A 16,732-nucleotide genomic window follows, 5' to 3' on the forward strand; every position below is an offset into this window, starting at 1 on the left:
GGGCCGTGACATGAGTGATCCTGAACCCAGCCGTGGGGTTTCCCACGTGTGTTCCCGCTCTGGCCCCCGGCCGGAGCGGGTTTTTCATGCTGTGCGCCCGCTTCCGGCTGCCATCCCAGTACGCACTGGAGTTATCCGCCATGTCCCATCTGCTTTTCCGTCTGCGGCGCCCCTGCGCCGCCCTGCTGATCGCTGCCGTCATGGGCGCCACCCAGGGCGCTTCGGCCACCAGTTACCCGCTGACCGTCACCGACGACCTGGGCCGCAGCGTCACGCTGAAGACCCAGCCGCGCCGCATCGTGTCCATGCTGCCCAGCCACACCGAGACCCTGATCGCCATCGGCGCCGGCGCGCAGCTGATCGCGGTCGACCGGTTCAGCAACTACCCGAAGGCCGCCGTGGAGAAACTCCCGAAAGTCGGCAGCGCCTACCAGCCGAACATCGAGGCGATCGTGGCCCTGAAACCCGACCTGGTGCTGGCCGACGAGTCCAGCGGGTCGCGGCTGACCGAGAAGCTCGCGCAGGCGGGCCTGACCGTGTACGGCGGCACCGGGCAGACCTTCAACGAGGTGTTCGAGAAGATCGCCGTGATCGGCAGACTGACCAACCACGAGGCCGGAGCCACGCGGCTGGTCACGTCCATGCGCGCCGAGCTGAACACCCTGCAGGCCAGCGTGCTGCGCCTCCCGAAGGTCAGCACCTACTACGAGATCGACCCCAGCCCGTACTCGGTCGGGCCGAACTCGTTCATCGGAACGCTGATCGCCAGGGCGGGCGGGCAGACCATCGTGCCGGCCGCGCTGGGCGACTTCCCGAAACTCGACCCGGAACGGATCGTGAACAGCAACCCGCAGGTGATGATTGGCCTGAGCCTCGACGACGCCCGTCGGCGTCCCGGCTGGACCGGACTGCAGGCCGTGAAGGCGGGGCGGGTCTTTGCGCCCACGCCCGAGGAACGCGACGCCCTGAGCCGTCCGGGGCCGCGCCTGCCGGACGCGCTGCGCGCCCTGATCCGATTCATTCACCCGGAGGCCCTGAAGTGACGGCGGAACTAGACCCGGCTACCCGCGAGCGCCGCGAGAAGGCCATGGAGGAACTCGCGGCCGCCCGTGACGCCCACCGCAAGGCCGAGGGCGTCAGCCGGGGCCGCCGGGGGCTGCTGATCGTGAACACCGGGAACGGTAAGGGCAAGACCACCGCCGCGCTGGGCCTGATGCTGCGCGCCCACGGCCGGGGCCTGCGCGTACGGATGTTCCAGTTCCTGAAACACGAGAGCGCCAAATTCGGCGAGCACCGCACCCTGGACGTGCTGGGCCTGCCGTACGAGGGGCTGGGGGACGGATTCACGTGGCGCTCCAGGGACCTGGAGAACAGCGCCGCGATGGCCGCGCACGGCTGGTCGCTGGCCCGCGCCGCCATCGAGAGCGGCGAGCACGACCTGATCGTGCTGGACGAGTTCACGTACGCCCTGAAGTACGGCTGGGTGCCCTGGCCGGAGGTCGAGGTGGTCCTGCGGGCGCGTGACCCGCTGCTGCACGTGGTCGTCACCGGGCGGGACGCCCTGCCGGAACTGATCGCCCTGGCCGACACGGTCAGCGAGATCCGGCCCGTCAAGCACGCCTACGAGGCGGGCATCGGCGCGCAGACCGGCATCGAGTACTGATGCGCCCCATTCTGTTTCCCCCGGCCCCGGCGGCCGCGGGGCGTCCTGGAGGACTGCTGTGATCATCTGCATCGGGGCCGGACCCGGCCACCTGGATTTCCTGACGCGCGGCGGCGCGGACCTGATCGCCGGCGCGGACGTCGTCGCGGGTTTCGACGCGGTCGTGGACGTGGTGCGTCCGCTGCTGACCACCCAGACCGTGGTCACCATGGGGTACCGCGATCAGGTCGAGAAACTGGCCGGCGTGGCGGCGCTGCACCACGCCGGGAAGCGCTGCGTGGTCGTGTTCATGGGCGACGTGCACTTCAGTGGCTTTCAGTTCCTGGAGCGGGTCGAGACGGCCTGCGGTCACCCGGTCCAGACCCTGCCGGGCATCAGTTCCGCGCAGGTGCTCGCCAGCCGCGCGCGCGTGTGCTTCGACGAGACGACGTTCCTGACCTTCCACCGCCGGGGCGACATGGCCCCCTTCAAGGCGCACCTGCGCGACGTGCTGGCCGCCGGGCGTAACGCCATCGTGATTCCCCGCCCATGGGATTTTATGCCGGGCGACGTGGCGGCGTTCCTGCTGGGACGCGGCGTGAGCGGCGCGCACCGCGCGGAAGTCTGGGAGAACCTGACCCGCGCCGAGGCCACCTGGACCGGCACGCTGGGCGAACTGGAGGGCCGGGCCTTCAGCGACATGAGCATCCTGCTGATCCGCGCGCTGCGGCCCATGCCGACCGGCCTGGAGGGCGAGGTATGACACGGATTCCGTCTGTTTCGTTGACAACCCAGAACCACACTGGGTCGTCAACTCCACGACCGGAATCCGTTCCTCTCCCACTCTGCGGGGCAGCTCTACGAGTCGCATCCGCTCGGATTGAATGGTTTGTGCAAACCATTCAATCGGAGTCCGTATGACCTACGCCGTCGTCCTGGCCGCGCACGGCAGCCGCGACCCGGCCAGCAGCGCGCAGTTCGAGCAGCTCGCGGCGCTGGTGCGTTCCCTGGATCCGGGGCGGGTCATCACGCACGGGTACCTGGAATTCAACTCGCCCACGCTGGACGAGGCAGCCCGCGAGGCCGTGCGGGCCGGCGCGCGCGAGGTGGTGCTGGTGCCGGGCGTGCTGCTGGCCGCCACGCACGCCAAGAACGACCTGCCGGCCGAGGTGCAGGCCCTGCGCCTGGAATTCCCGGACGTGACCTTCCACTACGGCGCGGCGATGGACCTGCACCCGGCGCTGCTGGACGTGTGCCGCGAGCGGCTGGTGCAGGCCGAACAGACCGGCGGCGAGGTGCGCCGCGAACGCACGTTGCTGCTGGTCGTGGGGCGCGGCACGACCGACCCGGACGCGAACGGCGACGTGCATAAACTCGCCCGCTTCCTGGAAGAGGGCCTGGGGTACGGGGCGAGCAGCGTGTGCTTCAGCGGCACGGCGCAGCCGGACCTGAAGACCGGACTGGCCCGCGCCGCCCGCCTGGGCTTCGCGCGGGTGATCGTCATGCCGTACCTGCTGTTCGGGGGCGTGCTGGCCCGCCGGGTGGAGGAGGCGGTCGCGGCGGCCCGGCAGCGGTACCCGGACGTGGAGTTCCTGAGCACCCGGCCGCTGGGCGCGCACCCGAAGGTCGCGCAGGTGTTCCTGGAACGCGCCCGTGAGGGCGTGCAGGGGCAGGGCCACATGAACTGCTCGCTGTGCAAGTACCGCGTGCAGGTCGTGGGGTACGAGCATCAGGTGGGCGAGGTGCAGGTCGGGCATCACGGCGCGGCGCGCGGCCTGGACGCCCGCCAGCAGGAACCCGCCGCGCCCCGCGAGATTCCCGCGTACGTGCCGCACCCGATCGAGGCCGAGTCCTTCCGGATCATCGAGGAGCTGCGCGACTGGTCAGCGGTACCGGAGGCCGACCGCTACGCGGCGCAGCGGCTGGTGCACACGGCGGGCGACCCGGCGGTCGTGGACGAGTTGTTCTTCTCGCCCGGCGCGTGCGAGGCCGGGATCCGCGCGGTACTGCGCGGCCTGACGGTCGTGACCGACGTGACGATGGTCAGCAGCGGCCTCAAACGTGAGGTCCTGAAGACGCTGGACGTGCCGGTCTGGTGCGGTGTACACGACCCGGAAACGCACCTGCTGTCGCGTGAGGCGGGCATCACCCGTTCGGCGGCGGGTGTGCGGCGGGCCTTCGAGCGGTTCGGGAACGACTGCATCCTGGCGATCGGGGACGCGCCCACCGCGATCTTCGAGGCCAACCGCCTGATCCGCGAGCGGCACTGGCGGCCCGCGCTGGTGATCGGCCTGCCTGTGGGCTTCGTGGGTACCCGTGAGAGCAAGGCGGCCCTGCGCGCCTGCCTGAGCGTGCCGCGCATCACGAACGCCGGCACGCGCGGCGGGAGTCCCTGGGCCAGCAGCGTGGTGAACGCCCTGATGATCCAGGCGCAGAACCGATTGGCGCAGAACCGATTGGAGCAGAACCGACTGGCGCAGAACGGACTGACCCAGACCAGTCCGCCCGCCGCACCGGTGCGGGACGCGTGAGCCTGAGCGTGACGCCGCCCGCCAGACTGGACCTGAGCGTGCCCGCCGGCAACGGCCTGCGGCGCGGCTTTACGACCGGCAGCGCGGCCACGGCGGCCCTGAAGGCGGCGCTGCTGTGCCTGCGCGGCCGGACGGCGCGTGTGGTGGACATCACGCTGCCCGGCGGGGAACTGCTGGCCGTGGAGGTCCGGGCCGCGCGTCTCACCGACGCCGGGGCGTACGCGGAGGTCGTGAAGGACGGCGGGGACGACCCGGACGCCACGCACGGCGCGGTGATCTGGGTGCGCGTGACGCCGCAGGACTCGCCGGTCATGTCCTTTCACGCCGGGGAGGGCGTGGGGACCGTCACCGCGCCCGGCATTCGCGTGCCGGTGGGCGAGGCGGCCATCAATCCCGGTCCGCGCGGCATGCTGCGCGCGGCGGCGCACGAGGTCGCGGGGCACGAGGCCTTCGCGGTCACGGTGGGCTGCGTGGACGGCGAGCAGATCGCGCGCCGGACCTTCAATCCGCGCCTGGGGATCGTGGGCGGCATCAGCATCCTGGGAACGACCGGCGTGGTGGAACCCATGAGTCTGGAGGCGTACATGGCGTCGGTGGAGGTGTACGTGCGCGTGGCCGTGCACGCCCGCCCGGCGGCGCTGGTGTTCACGCCGGGCAAGCTGGGCCGTGACTTCGCGCGGGACACCCTGGGCGTGCCGCCGCTGGCGGTCGTGCAGATGGGCAACTTCGTGGGCGCCGCGCTGGACGCCCTGCAGGACGCCCTGGAGGAGCAGGCGCGCGTGGACGGCCCACAGGTGGCTGCGCCGCCGCTGCTGGTGGCCGGGCATCCGGGGAAGCTGGCCAAGGTGCTGAACGGCGACTGGAACACCCACAGCGCCCACAGCGGCATGGCCATGAACGCCGTCGCCCGCGTGGCGGCCCGTCTGGGCCTGCCGGGCGCGCTGGTCGGCGCCCTGCACGCGGCGAACACCGTGGACGCCTGCGTGGACCTGCTGGCCGGAACCGTTCAGGACGGGCCGGATCAGGGCGGAGCAGACCTGGGCCGCGCCGTCTGGGCCGCCGTGGCCCGCGACGTGGCCGCCTGCTTGCACGGGCGCGCGCCGCTGCTGCCGGGTGTGCGCGTGGCGCTGTTCGCGCTGGACGGCCGCCCGCTGGCCGACGAGTCCACACCTGCCGCCTTCCCTCCCGACCCTCTTTTCAGCCCGCATTCAGACGGAGGAACCCCATGACCACACACATCACTTCCCCCACCGCTCCCGGCTGGTTCGCCGGGCTGGGCGTCGGGCCGGGCCAGCCGGGCCTGCTGCCGGTCGCGTCGCTGGACGTGCTGCGCGGCGCGGACGTCATCTACGCGCCGCGCTCGCGGGTGTCGCAGGCGTCCGTGGCGCTGGAGGCCCTGCGCGACCTGGACTTCCCGGCCGGGCGCGTGCAGGAGGTCGAGTTCCTGATGGACGGCGACGACGACCGCATCGGCGGGCATTACGCCGCGCTGGCCGAGCAGATCGCCGGGCAGCAGCGTCAGGGGCTGAACGTCGCGTACCTGACCATCGGGGACGCCATGACGTACTCCACGCTGGGCTACCTGGTGGGTGCGCTGCGCCGCGCCGCGCCGGACCTGCCGCGCCGGGTGCTGCCGGGCGTCACCAGTTACGCCGCCGCCGCCGCCCTGACCGGCTTCGCGCTCGGCGAGGGCCGCGAGCGGGTGCTGATCCTGCCCTGCCCGGACGACCTGGCCCAGTTGCGGGCCGATATCGCCTCGCACGACGTGGTCGTCCTGATGAAGGTCGGGCGTCGCCTGCCGGTCGTGCTGGACCTGCTCTCGGAACTGGACCTGCTGGAACACTGCGCCCTGGCGCACCGCCTGGGCCTGGACGGCGAGGTGATCCTGCCGAGCCTGGAATCGCTGCGCAGCGACACCCTGCCGGATGGCCCGGACGCGGCGCGGCTGGGGTACCTGAGCGTGCTGCTGATCCGGGGCGCGCGGCAGCGGAGGTTCGCGTGAAGGTGTACTTCATCGGGGCGGGCCCCGGCGCGCCGGACCTGATCACGCTGCGCGGCGCGCGGCGGCTGGCCGAGTGCCCGCTGGTCATGTACGCCGGGTCGCTGGTGCCGGAGGCGGTGCTGGAGCACGCCCACCCGGACGCCGAGTGCGTGAACACTGCGCCGCTGAACCTGGACGAGCAGGTGGCGCTCTACCGCCGCGCGCAGGCCCAGGGGCTGGACGTGGCGCGCGTGCACAGCGGCGACCCGGCCATCTACGGCGCGACCGCCGAGCAGATGCGCGCCCTGCGCTCCCTGGGTATCGCGTACGAGGTCGTGCCGGGCGTGAGTTCCTTCACGGCCAGCGCGGCGGTGCTGGGCGCGGAACTGACCCGGCCTGGGGTCACGCAGACCGTGATCCTGACCCGCGCGTCGGGCCGGGCCAGTCCGGTGCCGGACGCCGAGAACCTGCGCGGCCTCGCGGCGCACCGCGCCAGCCTGTGCGTGTTCCTGGGCGGGCGGCAACTGCCGCAGATCGTGACCGAGCTGCTGGAAGCCTACCCGCCGCACACGCCGGCCGCGCTGGTGCAGCGGGCCTCGCAACCCGACGAGCGGCGGCACGAGGCGACGCTGGGCACCCTGCTGACGGACCTGACCCTGAGCGACTGGGCGCTGACGACCATGCTGCTGGTCAGCCCCGCGCTGGGCGACCCCGGCGAGCTGACCGAACCGAGCCGCCTGTACGACCCCGCCTACGCGCACCGCTTCCGCCGCGCGGCGGACGGCACGGACTCTTGACCGCCCCGCTGGACAGGGGTCTGCCGGACAGCAGCCCGCCGGACGTGGGCATCTGGCCGGTGCAGGCGGGCGCGTGGGCGCTGGCCGGCACACTGGAACGCGCGCTGACGGCGGCGGGTCGCCGCGTGACTGTGTACCGCCCCTGGACGCTGGGCCGCCAGCAGGACGCCTTCCGCGCCGCGTACCCCGGCGCGCGGGCCTGGGTGCTGATCGGCGCGGCCGGGATCGCCGTGCGCTTCCTGTCGGGCCTGCCGCGTGACAAGACCCGCGACCCGGCCGTGCTGGTCCTCGACGACGCTGCCCGGCACGTCATTCCCATCCTGGGCGGGCACGAGGGAGGCGGGAACGCCCTGGCGTACGCGGTCGCGCGGGCCTGCGGGGCCGCGCCGGTCATCACGACCGCCAGCGAGGCCGCCCGGCCCCTGACGCTGGGCGTCGGCTGCCGCCGTGGCGTGCCCGAGGGCCGCATCGCCGCCGCCGTGACGCAGGCCCTGACCCAGGCCGGGTACGCGCTGGGCGACGTGCGCGAGGTCGCCACCGTGGACCTGAAGGCGGACGAACCCGGCCTGAACGCCTTCTGCGACCGGCACGCGCTGCCGCTGCGGATCATCGCGCACGCCGACGTGCAGGCGCGGCCCTTCGTGACCCGCCCCAGCGAGTGGGTGCAGCGCAGCGTGGGCCTGTCCGGCGTCAGTGAACCCTGCGCCCTGATCGCCAGTCCACGCGGTGAGCTGCTGTTCCCCCGCCTCGCGCTGGGCGGCGTGACCGTCGCCGTCGTCCGCGACCGGCCTCCGCACGCCTGCCCGGACGCCCCTCCCGCCCCGTCCTCTTCCCGACCCCCGGAGGCCACCGCATGACCCCATCCGCCCACCCTGAATCCACCCATCCCACATCCGCTGATCTGCACCCGACCTCCCCGCGACCGGGCGGGCACCTGAGTCTGGTGTCGGTCGGGCCGGGCGACCTGAACCTCGTGCCGCAGCGCGCCCGCGAGGCCCTGATGCGCGCCGACGTGATCGTCGCCTACGACCTGTACCTGCGCTGGGTCGCGCCGCTGCTCGACCCGGCCCGGCAGGAGATCGTCACGCTGCCCCTGACGCAGGAAAAGCAGCGCGCGCAGGTCGCCATCGAGCGGGCCGCCGCCGGGCAGCGGACGGCGCTGGTCAGCAGCGGCGACATCGGCATCTACGCCATGGCCGGACTGGTGTTCGAGGACCTGCCGGACCCCACGCCGTTCACGGTGGAGGTCATTCCCGGCATCACGAGCGCCACCGCCTGCGCCAGCCTGCTCGGGTCGCCGCTCACGCACGATTTCGCCACCCTGAGCCTCTCGGACCTGCTGTGCCCCTGGGAGTGGATCGAGCACCGCGCCTCGCACATCGCGCAGGCGGACCTGTCGTGCGTGCTGTACAACGTGCAGAGCCGCGCCCGGCAGGAGGGCGTGTACCGCGTGCTGCGCCTGATGCTGGCGCACAAACGCCCGGACACCGTGTGCGGCGTGGTCCGCAACGCCTACCGCGAGGATCAGGAGGTGCGGGTCACGACCCTGCAGGCGCTGCTGGACGACCGCTTCGACATGCTGACCACGGTCGTGATCGGCAACCGCTTCACGCAGCGGCGCGGCCCGTGGATGTTCACGCCGCGCGGCTACAACGCCTGGGAGGCGGACCGCGACGCACCCGCCGCAGGAACCCCGGCCCCGGAACTCCCGGCTCCTGCCCCCGCTGAAGCCTCGCCGGAACACGCGGGCCGCGTGTGGGTGTTCGCGGGCACCTCGGACGGCAGCGCCCTGGCGCAGGCCATCGCCGGGGACGGCCTGCCGGTCACGCTGAGTGTCGCCACGTCCCTGGGGGCCAGCGTCGCCCCGCAGCATCCGGGCGTGCAGCTGTACGGCGGCCCGGCGGGCGTGCAGGCGCGGCGGCTGGCCCTGCGCGGCGCGCGCGCCGTCGTGGACGCCACGCACCCGTACGCGCAGGCCATCACCGCGCAGCTGCGTGACCTGTGCGCGCAGCTGCGCGTGCCGTACCTGCGGCTGGAACGCCCGTCCAGCCTGGAACCGGACCCGGCGGGCCTGGACGGCCTGAGCGTCGTGGACGACCTGAACGCGGCCGCCGCCCAGGCCGCCGCGCGGGGCGGGCCGGTGTTCCTGGCGACCGGCAGCCGCGACCTGGAAGCCTTCTGGACCGCATTCCTGGCGGCGGGCGGCCAGGGCGCTCAGGTGTTCGTGCGCCTGACCCCGCAGCCGGACGTGCTGGCCCGCGCGCTGGCGCTGGGTGTGCCCGCCCGGAACGTGAGCGCCCTGATCGGCCCGTTTACCCGCGAGTTCAACGAGGCGCAGTGGCGCGCGCAGGGCGTCCGGACCGTCATCACCCGCGACGGCGGCGACGAGGGCGGCTTCGACGCCAAACGCCTCGCCGCGCGCGCCCTGGACGCGCACCTGATCGTGCTGCGCCGCCCCGCGCCCGTGCCCGGCGCCTTTTCTGACCCGCAGGCGCTGCGCCGCGCCCTGCTCGACCTTCCGGCCCTTCCTGACCTTCCGGTCCAGTCCGGCCCGGCCCCCCTGGAGACCGCATGAACCTTCCCGATACTACCTTCCGCACGCCCGTCACGCTGATGTCCGGTTTCCTGGGCAGCGGCAAGACCACCCTGCTGAACAACCTGCTGCGCCAGACGCACGACCGCACGCTGGCCGTGATCGTGAACGAGTTCGGGGAGGTCAGCATCGACGGGGCGTTGCTGCGCACCCGCGAGGACGGCGTGGAACTGTTCGACGTGAGTGGCGGCCTGCTCGCCTACGGCGGCGACGACGACGCCTTCCGCCGCACGCTGCGCGCCCTGCTGGACCGGCGGCACACCTTCGATCACGTGCTGATCGAGACGAGCGGACTGGCCGCCCCGACCGCCGTGATGGTCGCCCTGCAATCCCCCGACTTCGCCGACGCCTTCACGCTGGACGCCACGCTGGTCGTCGTGGACACGCCGCTGCTGCTGGAGGGCGCCTTCGACCCGGACCGCCCGGACCAGACGGTCAGTGCGGAACTGGCCCGCAGCGCCGCGCAGGTGTTCGACGCGCAGCTGGAATTCGCGGACGTGGCGATCCTGAACAAGATCGGCGGCCTCAGCGACGCGCAGCTGCTGCAGGCCGAGGCGGACGTGCGGCACCGCGCGCCGCGCGTGCGCTTCCTGGAACTGGCGCACGACGCGCGGCTGGACACGCAGCTCACGCTGGGCCTGAACCTGCACGGCGCCCGCCGCGCCGCCCACCACGCGCCGGTCAGCGGCGCGCCCGGCGACCTGAGCGGCCCGCTGCACGATCACACCGGCCTGGACGGGCACTCGCACGGCGACCTGGACGCCCACGTGCACAGCCTGAGCACGCACCAGCACTTTCATGAGCACGATCCGGGCTGGCAGTCGTTCCGGCTGACCGGCGCGGGCGCGCAGGACCCGCAGGCGCTGGCGACGGCCGTGCGGAACGTGGCGCGGGTGTTCCCGGTGCTGCGCGTCAAGGGCTTCGTGACCGACGCGGCCGGGCAACGGCACGCCTTGCAGGCGGTGCGCTCGCGGGTGGACCTGACGCCCGCCCCGGCGCGGGCGGACGCGCCGAACGAACTGGTGTTCATCGGGTACCACGTGAGTCGCAAGAAGGTCACGGAGGCGCTGGGCCGGGCCGTGCCGCAGCGGTGGGAGTGATGGGCGGGATGGACGCCCCGCCCGCCCCCGCGCCGCTGCCCGCCGTTCCCGGCGGCCTGAGCGCCCGGCACAGCGTGCGCCGCTCCGCGCCGTTCCTGCTGGCCGTGCTGGCGCTGCACGCGGCGGGCCTGACCCTGCTCGCGCTGTCCGCGCCGGGTCAACCGCTGCTGTGGGGCCTGGGCCTGAGCGCGTACCTGCTGGGCGTGCGGCACGCCTGGGACGCCGACCACATCGCCGTGATCGACAACACCGTCCGCCGGCTGCTGACGCTGGGCCGCCCCGCGTACGGCGTGGGGCTGTACTTCAGCCTGGGGCACTCGGCGGTGGTGCTGCTGATGGCGGTCGCGGCGGCCCTGATCGGCGCGGCGCTGCTGGGCGCGCAGGACCAGCTCGGCACGTTCGGCGGGTGGGTGGGGCCGTTCGTGGCGGGCGCGTACCTGCTGGTCGTGGCGACCCTGAACCTGCGGGCCACGGCGAGGCTGCTGCGCGGCGCCCCCGAAACGCACGGCGCGCACCATCACGGCGGCCCGCTGGCCCGCCTGATCGCGCCGCTGACCCGCCTGATCACCCGCCCGTGGCAGGTCATGCCGCTGGGCTTCCTGATGGGCCTGGGCTTCGACACGGCCAGCGAGATCGCGCTGCTGGCCCTGGCCGGGCAGGCCGGGCAGCAGAGCCTGGGCTGGGCGGGCATCCTGGCGCTGCCGCTGCTGTTCGGGGCGGGCATGACGCTGTTCGACACCCTGAACGGCGCGTTCATGACCCACGCGTACGGCTGGGCACTCGACCGGCCCGGCGCGCGGCGCACCTACAACCTGCTGGTCACCGGCCTGTCGGGTCTGGTGGCGCTGGTCGTGGGCGTGGTCACGCTGGGCGCCTGGGCGGCCGAACACTTCCCGGCGCTCTCGGGTCTGCGGAGCCTGGAGGCGCTGGACCTCGCGCCGCTGGGCTTCGGCCTGACCGGCGCGGCGGGCCTGCTGTTCCTGGCGGCCGTGCTGCGCCGCCGACTGACGGGCGCGGCGTGACGGTCCCTGCTGCCATGCCCGCGCCTGCGCCGGTCAGCGTGCAGGACCGCGCGGCCCTGTGGCGGGTCATGGAGGCCCGCCGCGACCACCGGCACTTCCGGCCCGACCCGGTCCCGCCCGAGCTGCTGGCGCGCGTGCTGGACGCCTTCCGCGTGGCCCCCAGCGTGGGCCTGAGCCAGCCGTGGCAGGTGACGGTGATCCGCGACCCGGCCCGCCGGGCGCAGGTGCACGCCAGTTTCGCGCAGGTCCGCGCCCGCGAACGCCTGACCTTCAGCGGCGAGCGAAGGGACCTGTACGACACCCTGAAACTCGAGGGCGTCCTGGACGCGCCGCTGGGCCTGCTGGTCAGCCTCGACCCGCCAGACGGCCCGGTGCTGGGGACCGGCGGCCTGGGCGGCATGCTGGAGGCCAGCGTCGCCTGCGCGGTCACGCTGGCGTGGCTGGCCGCCACCGCCGAGGGCCTAGGCCTGGGCTGGCTGAGCCTCGTGGACGGCGGGGACCTGGGCGAGCGGCTGGACCTGCCGCCCGGCACGCGCCCGCTGGCGTACCTGTGCCTGGGCTGGCCGGCCCTGACCCTGGACGCCCCGCTGCTGGAAACGACCGGCTGGGCGCGCCGAGCGCCGCTGCGCGTGCACGACACGGACGTGACGCCGTGACCCGCCGCGTAGCAGCGCGCGAACGCGTGACCCGCGCCGACGGCCGCACCATCAACGTCGCCCGGCGGCGCGGTCACCTGAGCTATTGCTTTCACGGCTGCTGCTGCGGCCGCACCGACAAGGGCTACCCGGCCGCGCCCGCCGACGTGTACAAGGACGAGTGGGTGCGCCGCCGCCTGCGCAACACGCTGCACCTGACCAAGAGTGGCTGCCTGGGGCCGTGCTCGCTGGCGAACGTGGCGCACCTGGTGTTCGACGGGCACGACCTGTGGTTCCACTCGGTGAACGACGCGTGGCTGGTCCGCGCGATCTTCGACCATATCGAGGCGATGATCCGCGCCGACCGCTTCCTGCCGCTGCCGCCGGAGCTGATCGAGTACGCCTTCAACTACTACACCTGGGACGCCACGCAGCCCCTCCCGATGCACCCGGACGTGAAGGCGGGGGCGGAGACGGCAGGGGAGACCCCGCCCGACGCGGCGGCCCTGAGCGGCGTGGCGTTCCTGACGCACGCGGACACCGACCTGCTGAACCTGCGCGCCGCGCGCGACACCCTCCCGGCCGATTTCGGCCCGGTGACCGGCGTGGCGCTGGGCAGCGTGCGCGGCGAGGAGCAGATGCAATCACTGCTCTCAGGCGCAGTCGGCGAGGCGCAGGTCGTGCTGGTGCGCGTTCACGGGCGCTTCGAGGCGGTGCCCGGCGCGGCGCGTCTGCTGGCGCACGCCCGGACGCGCGGGCAGCGGCTGCTGCTGGTCAGCGGCACGAACGAACCCGACCCGGAACTCGCGGCGCTGAGCCTCGCGCCGCTGCCGGTGCTGGACACCGCCCGCGCGTACCTCGCGGCGAGCGGCTGGCCGAACCTGCGCGAACTGCTGCTGAGCGTCTCGGATTCGCTGCGCCTGACCGCGTACGGCGCGCAGCCCCCGCAGGCGCTGGCGCTGCACGGCGTGTACCACCCGGACCTCCCGGAAGGCCTGGACGCCCCGCAGGCGCTGGCCGAGTGGGAACGCCGGCGCGGCGCGGCCACCCCGCGCCGCCCGGCGGTGGGCATCCTGCTGTACCGCGCGCACGCCCTGAGCGGCAACACGGACTTCATCGACGCGCTCGTCACGGCGCTCGACGACGCCGGGGCGGACGCCCTGCCGGTCTTCACGACCAGCCTGCGCGACACCGACGAACGCGGCGACCCGCACGCCCTGGCGCTGCTGCGCGGCCAGGACGGGCCGCGCGTGGACGCCGTGATCAGCACCCTGAGTTTCGCCATGACCGAGGTTCAGGGAGGAGCGGTCACGCCCGCCGGGGAGGCCGTGGGCGCCTTCGCGCGGCTGGGCGTGCCGGTCGTGCAGGGCCTCACGACCGGCGGGCCGCGCGGTCCCTGGGCGACCAGTGCGCGCGGCCTGAACCCGCTGGACACCGCCATGAACGTGGCCCTGCCGGAATTCGACGGGCGGCTGATCAGCGTGCCCTTCGCCTTCAAGGAACGCGTCGGTGACGGCGCGGGCGACGCGGCGGCCCGGCTGGTCGCGGACCCGGAACGCGCCGAGCGCGTGGCGGGCATCGCCGTGCGGCTCGCGCGGCTGCGGCACGTCCCGAACAGCGAGAAACGCGTGGCGTTCGTGTTCACCAACTCGACGGCGAAGGCGTCGCAGGTGGGGAACGCCGTGGGCCTCGACTCGGCCGCGTCGCTGCTGGGCGTGCTGCGCGCCCTGCGGGACGACGGGTACGACGTGGGCACCCTGCCCGCGACCTCCGACGAACTGATGCACGCGCTGCTGGACCGCGCCACGTACGACACCACCCTGCTGACCCCCGCGCAGCTGGAACGCGCGGTCCTGGTGCCACGCGAGCGGTACGCCGCGTGGTTCGCGGACCTGCCGGACGCGCAGCAGCGCCGCATGCGCCAGCAGTGGGGCGACCCGCCCGGACAGGCGTACCTGAGCGGGACCTCGCTGGCGCTGGCGGGGTTGCACTTCGGGAAGATGTTCGTGGCGCTGCAACCCCCGCGCGGGTACGGCATGGACCCGGACGCCATCTACCACACGCCGGACCTGCCGCCCACCCACCACTACCACGCGCTGTACCGCTGGCTGCGCGAGCCCCCCGCCGCCGGGGGCTTCGGCGCGCACGCGCTCGTGCATGTCGGCAAGCACGGCACGCTGGAATGGCTGCCCGGCAAGGGCGTCGGCCTGAGCGCCGCGTGCTTCCCGGACAGCCTGCTGGGCGACCTGCCGCTGTTTTACCCCTTCGTCATCAACGATCCGGGCGAGGGCACGCAGGCCAAACGGCGCGCGCACGCCACCATCCTCGACCACCTGCCGCCCCCCCTGACCCGCGCGGACACCTACGGCCCGCTGGCCGAACTGGCCGCGCTGGTCGACGAGTACTACCAGCTGGAACTCCTCGACCCGTCCAAGCTGCCGCTGCTGCAGGGGCAGATCTGGGACCTCGTGCAGCGCAGCGACCTGGGCACTGACCTGGGCACCCTGCTGCGCCGCGACCACGGCGACCACGTACACGAATGGGACGACGAATTCACCGAGGACGGCGTGCCCGTCACGCTCAGCGAGATGAACGGCCCGGACGTCGCGCACCTGCTCGAGGACATCGACGGGTACCTGTGCGAACTGGGCCGCGCGCAGATCCGGGGCGGCCTGCACGTCCTGGGCCAGCCGCCACGCGGCGAGGCGCTGCCCGAGATGCTGGTCGCCCTGACACGCCTGCCGAACGCGGGCGTGCCGGGCCTGCACGCCGGACTGGCCGGCGCGCTCGGTCTGAACCTGGGCGGCCTGCTCGACCGGCCCGGCGCGCGCCTGGACGCACCCGCCCGGCTGGGCGAACTGGCGGGCCGGCCCGTTCAGACGAACGGGGACGCGCTGGAACTGCTCGACGAACTGGCCCTGCACCTGTACCAGCTGCTCGCCGGGCGTGACTTCGACCCGGCCAGCATTCCCGAGGTGCTGGCCCTCACGCTCGGGAATGTCGGCGACCACGGCCCGCTGACCGCCACCCTGACGTACGCCTGCCGGGAACTGTGCCCGAACCTGGACGCCACCACCGACGAGATCCGGCACCTCCTGGCGGGCCTCGCCGGGCGGTACGTGCCGGCCGGGCCGAGCGGCGCCCCGTCACGCGGGCAGGCGCACATCCTGCCCACCGGACGGAACTTCTACGCGGTCGACCCGCGCGCCGTGCCGTCCCCCGCCGCCTGGACGGTCGGCAGCGGACTGGCCCGCGAGGTCCTCGCCCGCCACCAGCAGGAGACCGGCGCCCCGCCGCAGCGCGTGGCGATCAGCGTGTGGGGGACGAGCAACATGCGCACCCAGGGGGACGACATCGCGCAGATTCTGGCCCTGATCGGCGCGCGGCCCCGCTGGCACGCCCAGAGCCGCCGCGTGGAGGGCGTGGACCTGATCCCGCTGGCGGAACTCGGGCGGCCCCGCGTGGACGTGACGGTGCGCATCAGCGGGTTTTTCCGGGACGCCTTCCCGCACGTGATCACCCTGATCGACGACGCCGTGCAGGCCGCCATGCACGCCGACGAACCGGAGGACCAGAACCCGCTGCGCCGCCAGTACCTCGCGGACCTCGCCGGGCGACTCGCGGACCTGCCACCCGACCAGGCCGCCGCCCGCGCCGCGTACCGCGTGTTCGGCAGTGCGCCCGGCACGTACGGCGCCGGGATTCTCGACCTGATCAACGAGGGCAACTGGACCGGCGACGGCGACTTCACCCGCACCTTCGTGAACTGGGGCGGGTACGCCTACACCGCTGCCGAGCACGGCACCGACGCCCGCGACGACTTCCGCGCCCGGCTGGGCGGCACGCAACTCGTGCTGCACAACCAGGACAACCGCGAGCACGACATCCTCGACAGTGACGACTACCTGCAGTTCTTCGGCGGCATGATCGCCTCGGTGCGGCACCTGAGCGGCACGCAACCCCTGCGGTACTTCGGGGATACCTCCAACCCCGAACGGGCCCGCGTGCGCGACCTGGGCGAGGAGACCCTGCGCGTGTACCGCTCGCGGGTCGTGAATCCCAAGTGGCTGAGCGGCATCCGCGCGCACGGCTACAAGGGCGGCCTGGAGCAGACGGCCACCGTGGACTACCTGTTCGGCCTGGACGCCACCGCGCAGGTCGCGCACGACTTCATGTACGAGGGCGTGGCGCAGGCCTACGCGCTGGACCCGGAGAACCAGGCGTTCCTGCGCCGCTCTAATCCCTGGGCCCTGCAGGCGATCACCACCCGCCTGCTGGAAGCGCAGGGCCGGGGCCTGTGGAACCCGCAGCCGGAGACCCTGCACGACCTGCAGAACCTGCTGGTCGAGAGCGAGGGCCTGCTGGAGGAACGCGGCGAGACGGCCCGCCCCAGCGGAGGCGGCGCGTGAGCCGCGTCACCCTGAACCGCCC

The 16,732-nt window shown here is 73.4% G+C and carries 13 protein-coding genes; all 13 read left to right on the forward strand.

The genetic code is table 11. From position 1 onward, the window contains the following. Window positions 1–140 precede the first annotated feature (140 nt). Window positions 141–1,043, forward strand: coding sequence for an ABC transporter substrate-binding protein (locus BXU09_RS15715; protein ID WP_078305347.1), 903 nt, complete (start codon window positions 141–143; stop codon window positions 1,041–1,043). 44 nt (window positions 1,044–1,087) lie between these two features. Beyond that, on the forward strand, window positions 1,088–1,663 hold the full coding sequence (gene cobO / locus BXU09_RS15720) for a cob(I)yrinic acid a,c-diamide adenosyltransferase (protein WP_078305348.1): 576 nt from the start codon (window positions 1,088–1,090) through the stop codon (window positions 1,661–1,663). Between the two features lie 58 nt (window positions 1,664–1,721). Continuing rightward, a complete protein-coding gene (locus BXU09_RS15725; RefSeq protein WP_078305277.1) occupies window positions 1,722–2,405 on the forward strand; it encodes a cobalt-precorrin-7 (C(5))-methyltransferase in 684 nt (227 codons plus the stop codon). A gap of 154 nt (window positions 2,406–2,559) precedes the next feature. Further along, window positions 2,560–4,173, forward strand: coding sequence for a precorrin-8X methylmutase (locus tag BXU09_RS15730; protein WP_078305278.1), 1,614 nt, complete (start codon window positions 2,560–2,562; stop codon window positions 4,171–4,173). Then, a complete protein-coding gene (gene cbiD, locus BXU09_RS15735; protein WP_240501410.1) occupies window positions 4,170–5,402 on the forward strand; it encodes a cobalt-precorrin-5B (C(1))-methyltransferase CbiD in 1,233 nt (410 codons plus the stop codon). The genes BXU09_RS15730 and cbiD overlap by 4 nt, the downstream gene beginning before the upstream one ends. Next, window positions 5,399–6,175: a precorrin-2 C(20)-methyltransferase gene (gene cobI / locus BXU09_RS15740; RefSeq protein WP_078305279.1), complete on the forward strand. Its 777-nt coding sequence runs from the start codon at window positions 5,399–5,401 to the stop codon at window positions 6,173–6,175. Before cbiD ends, cobI begins: the two co-directional genes overlap by 4 nt. Further along, a complete protein-coding gene (gene cobM, locus BXU09_RS15745) occupies window positions 6,172–6,951 on the forward strand; it encodes a precorrin-4 C(11)-methyltransferase (protein ID WP_078305280.1) in 780 nt (259 codons plus the stop codon). The genes cobI and cobM overlap by 4 nt, the downstream gene beginning before the upstream one ends. Beyond that, entirely contained in the window at window positions 6,948–7,808 is an 861-nt protein-coding gene (locus tag BXU09_RS15750) for a cobalamin biosynthesis protein (protein ID WP_240501411.1), read from the forward strand. The genes cobM and BXU09_RS15750 overlap by 4 nt, the downstream gene beginning before the upstream one ends. Continuing rightward, entirely contained in the window at window positions 7,805–9,526 is a 1,722-nt protein-coding gene (cobJ, locus tag BXU09_RS15755; RefSeq protein ID WP_078305281.1) for a precorrin-3B C(17)-methyltransferase, read from the forward strand. Before BXU09_RS15750 ends, cobJ begins: the two co-directional genes overlap by 4 nt. After that, window positions 9,523–10,644 carry a GTP-binding protein gene (locus BXU09_RS15760; RefSeq protein ID WP_078305282.1) on the forward strand — a complete coding sequence of 374 codons (1,122 nt, stop codon included), beginning with the start codon at window positions 9,523–9,525 and terminating at the stop codon, window positions 10,642–10,644. Before cobJ ends, BXU09_RS15760 begins: the two co-directional genes overlap by 4 nt. Window positions 10,645–10,652: 8 nt before the next feature. Further along, complete coding sequence (locus tag BXU09_RS15765) at window positions 10,653–11,666, forward strand: high frequency lysogenization protein HflD (RefSeq protein WP_078305351.1); 1,014 nt, start codon at window positions 10,653–10,655, stop codon at window positions 11,664–11,666. Then, window positions 11,663–12,322: a 5,6-dimethylbenzimidazole synthase gene (gene bluB, locus BXU09_RS15770; protein WP_240501413.1), complete on the forward strand. Its 660-nt coding sequence runs from the start codon at window positions 11,663–11,665 to the stop codon at window positions 12,320–12,322. Before BXU09_RS15765 ends, bluB begins: the two co-directional genes overlap by 4 nt. Then, window positions 12,319–16,710 (forward strand): cobaltochelatase subunit CobN, encoded by a 4,392-nt coding sequence (cobN, locus tag BXU09_RS15775; protein ID WP_078305284.1) that lies wholly within the window; start codon window positions 12,319–12,321, stop codon window positions 16,708–16,710. Before bluB ends, cobN begins: the two co-directional genes overlap by 4 nt. The last annotated feature ends 22 nt before the right edge of the window (window positions 16,711–16,732 follow it).

It is taken from the genome of Deinococcus sp. LM3, from assembly GCF_002017875.1.
Taxonomy (GTDB): Bacteria; Deinococcota; Deinococci; order Deinococcales; family Deinococcaceae; genus Deinococcus.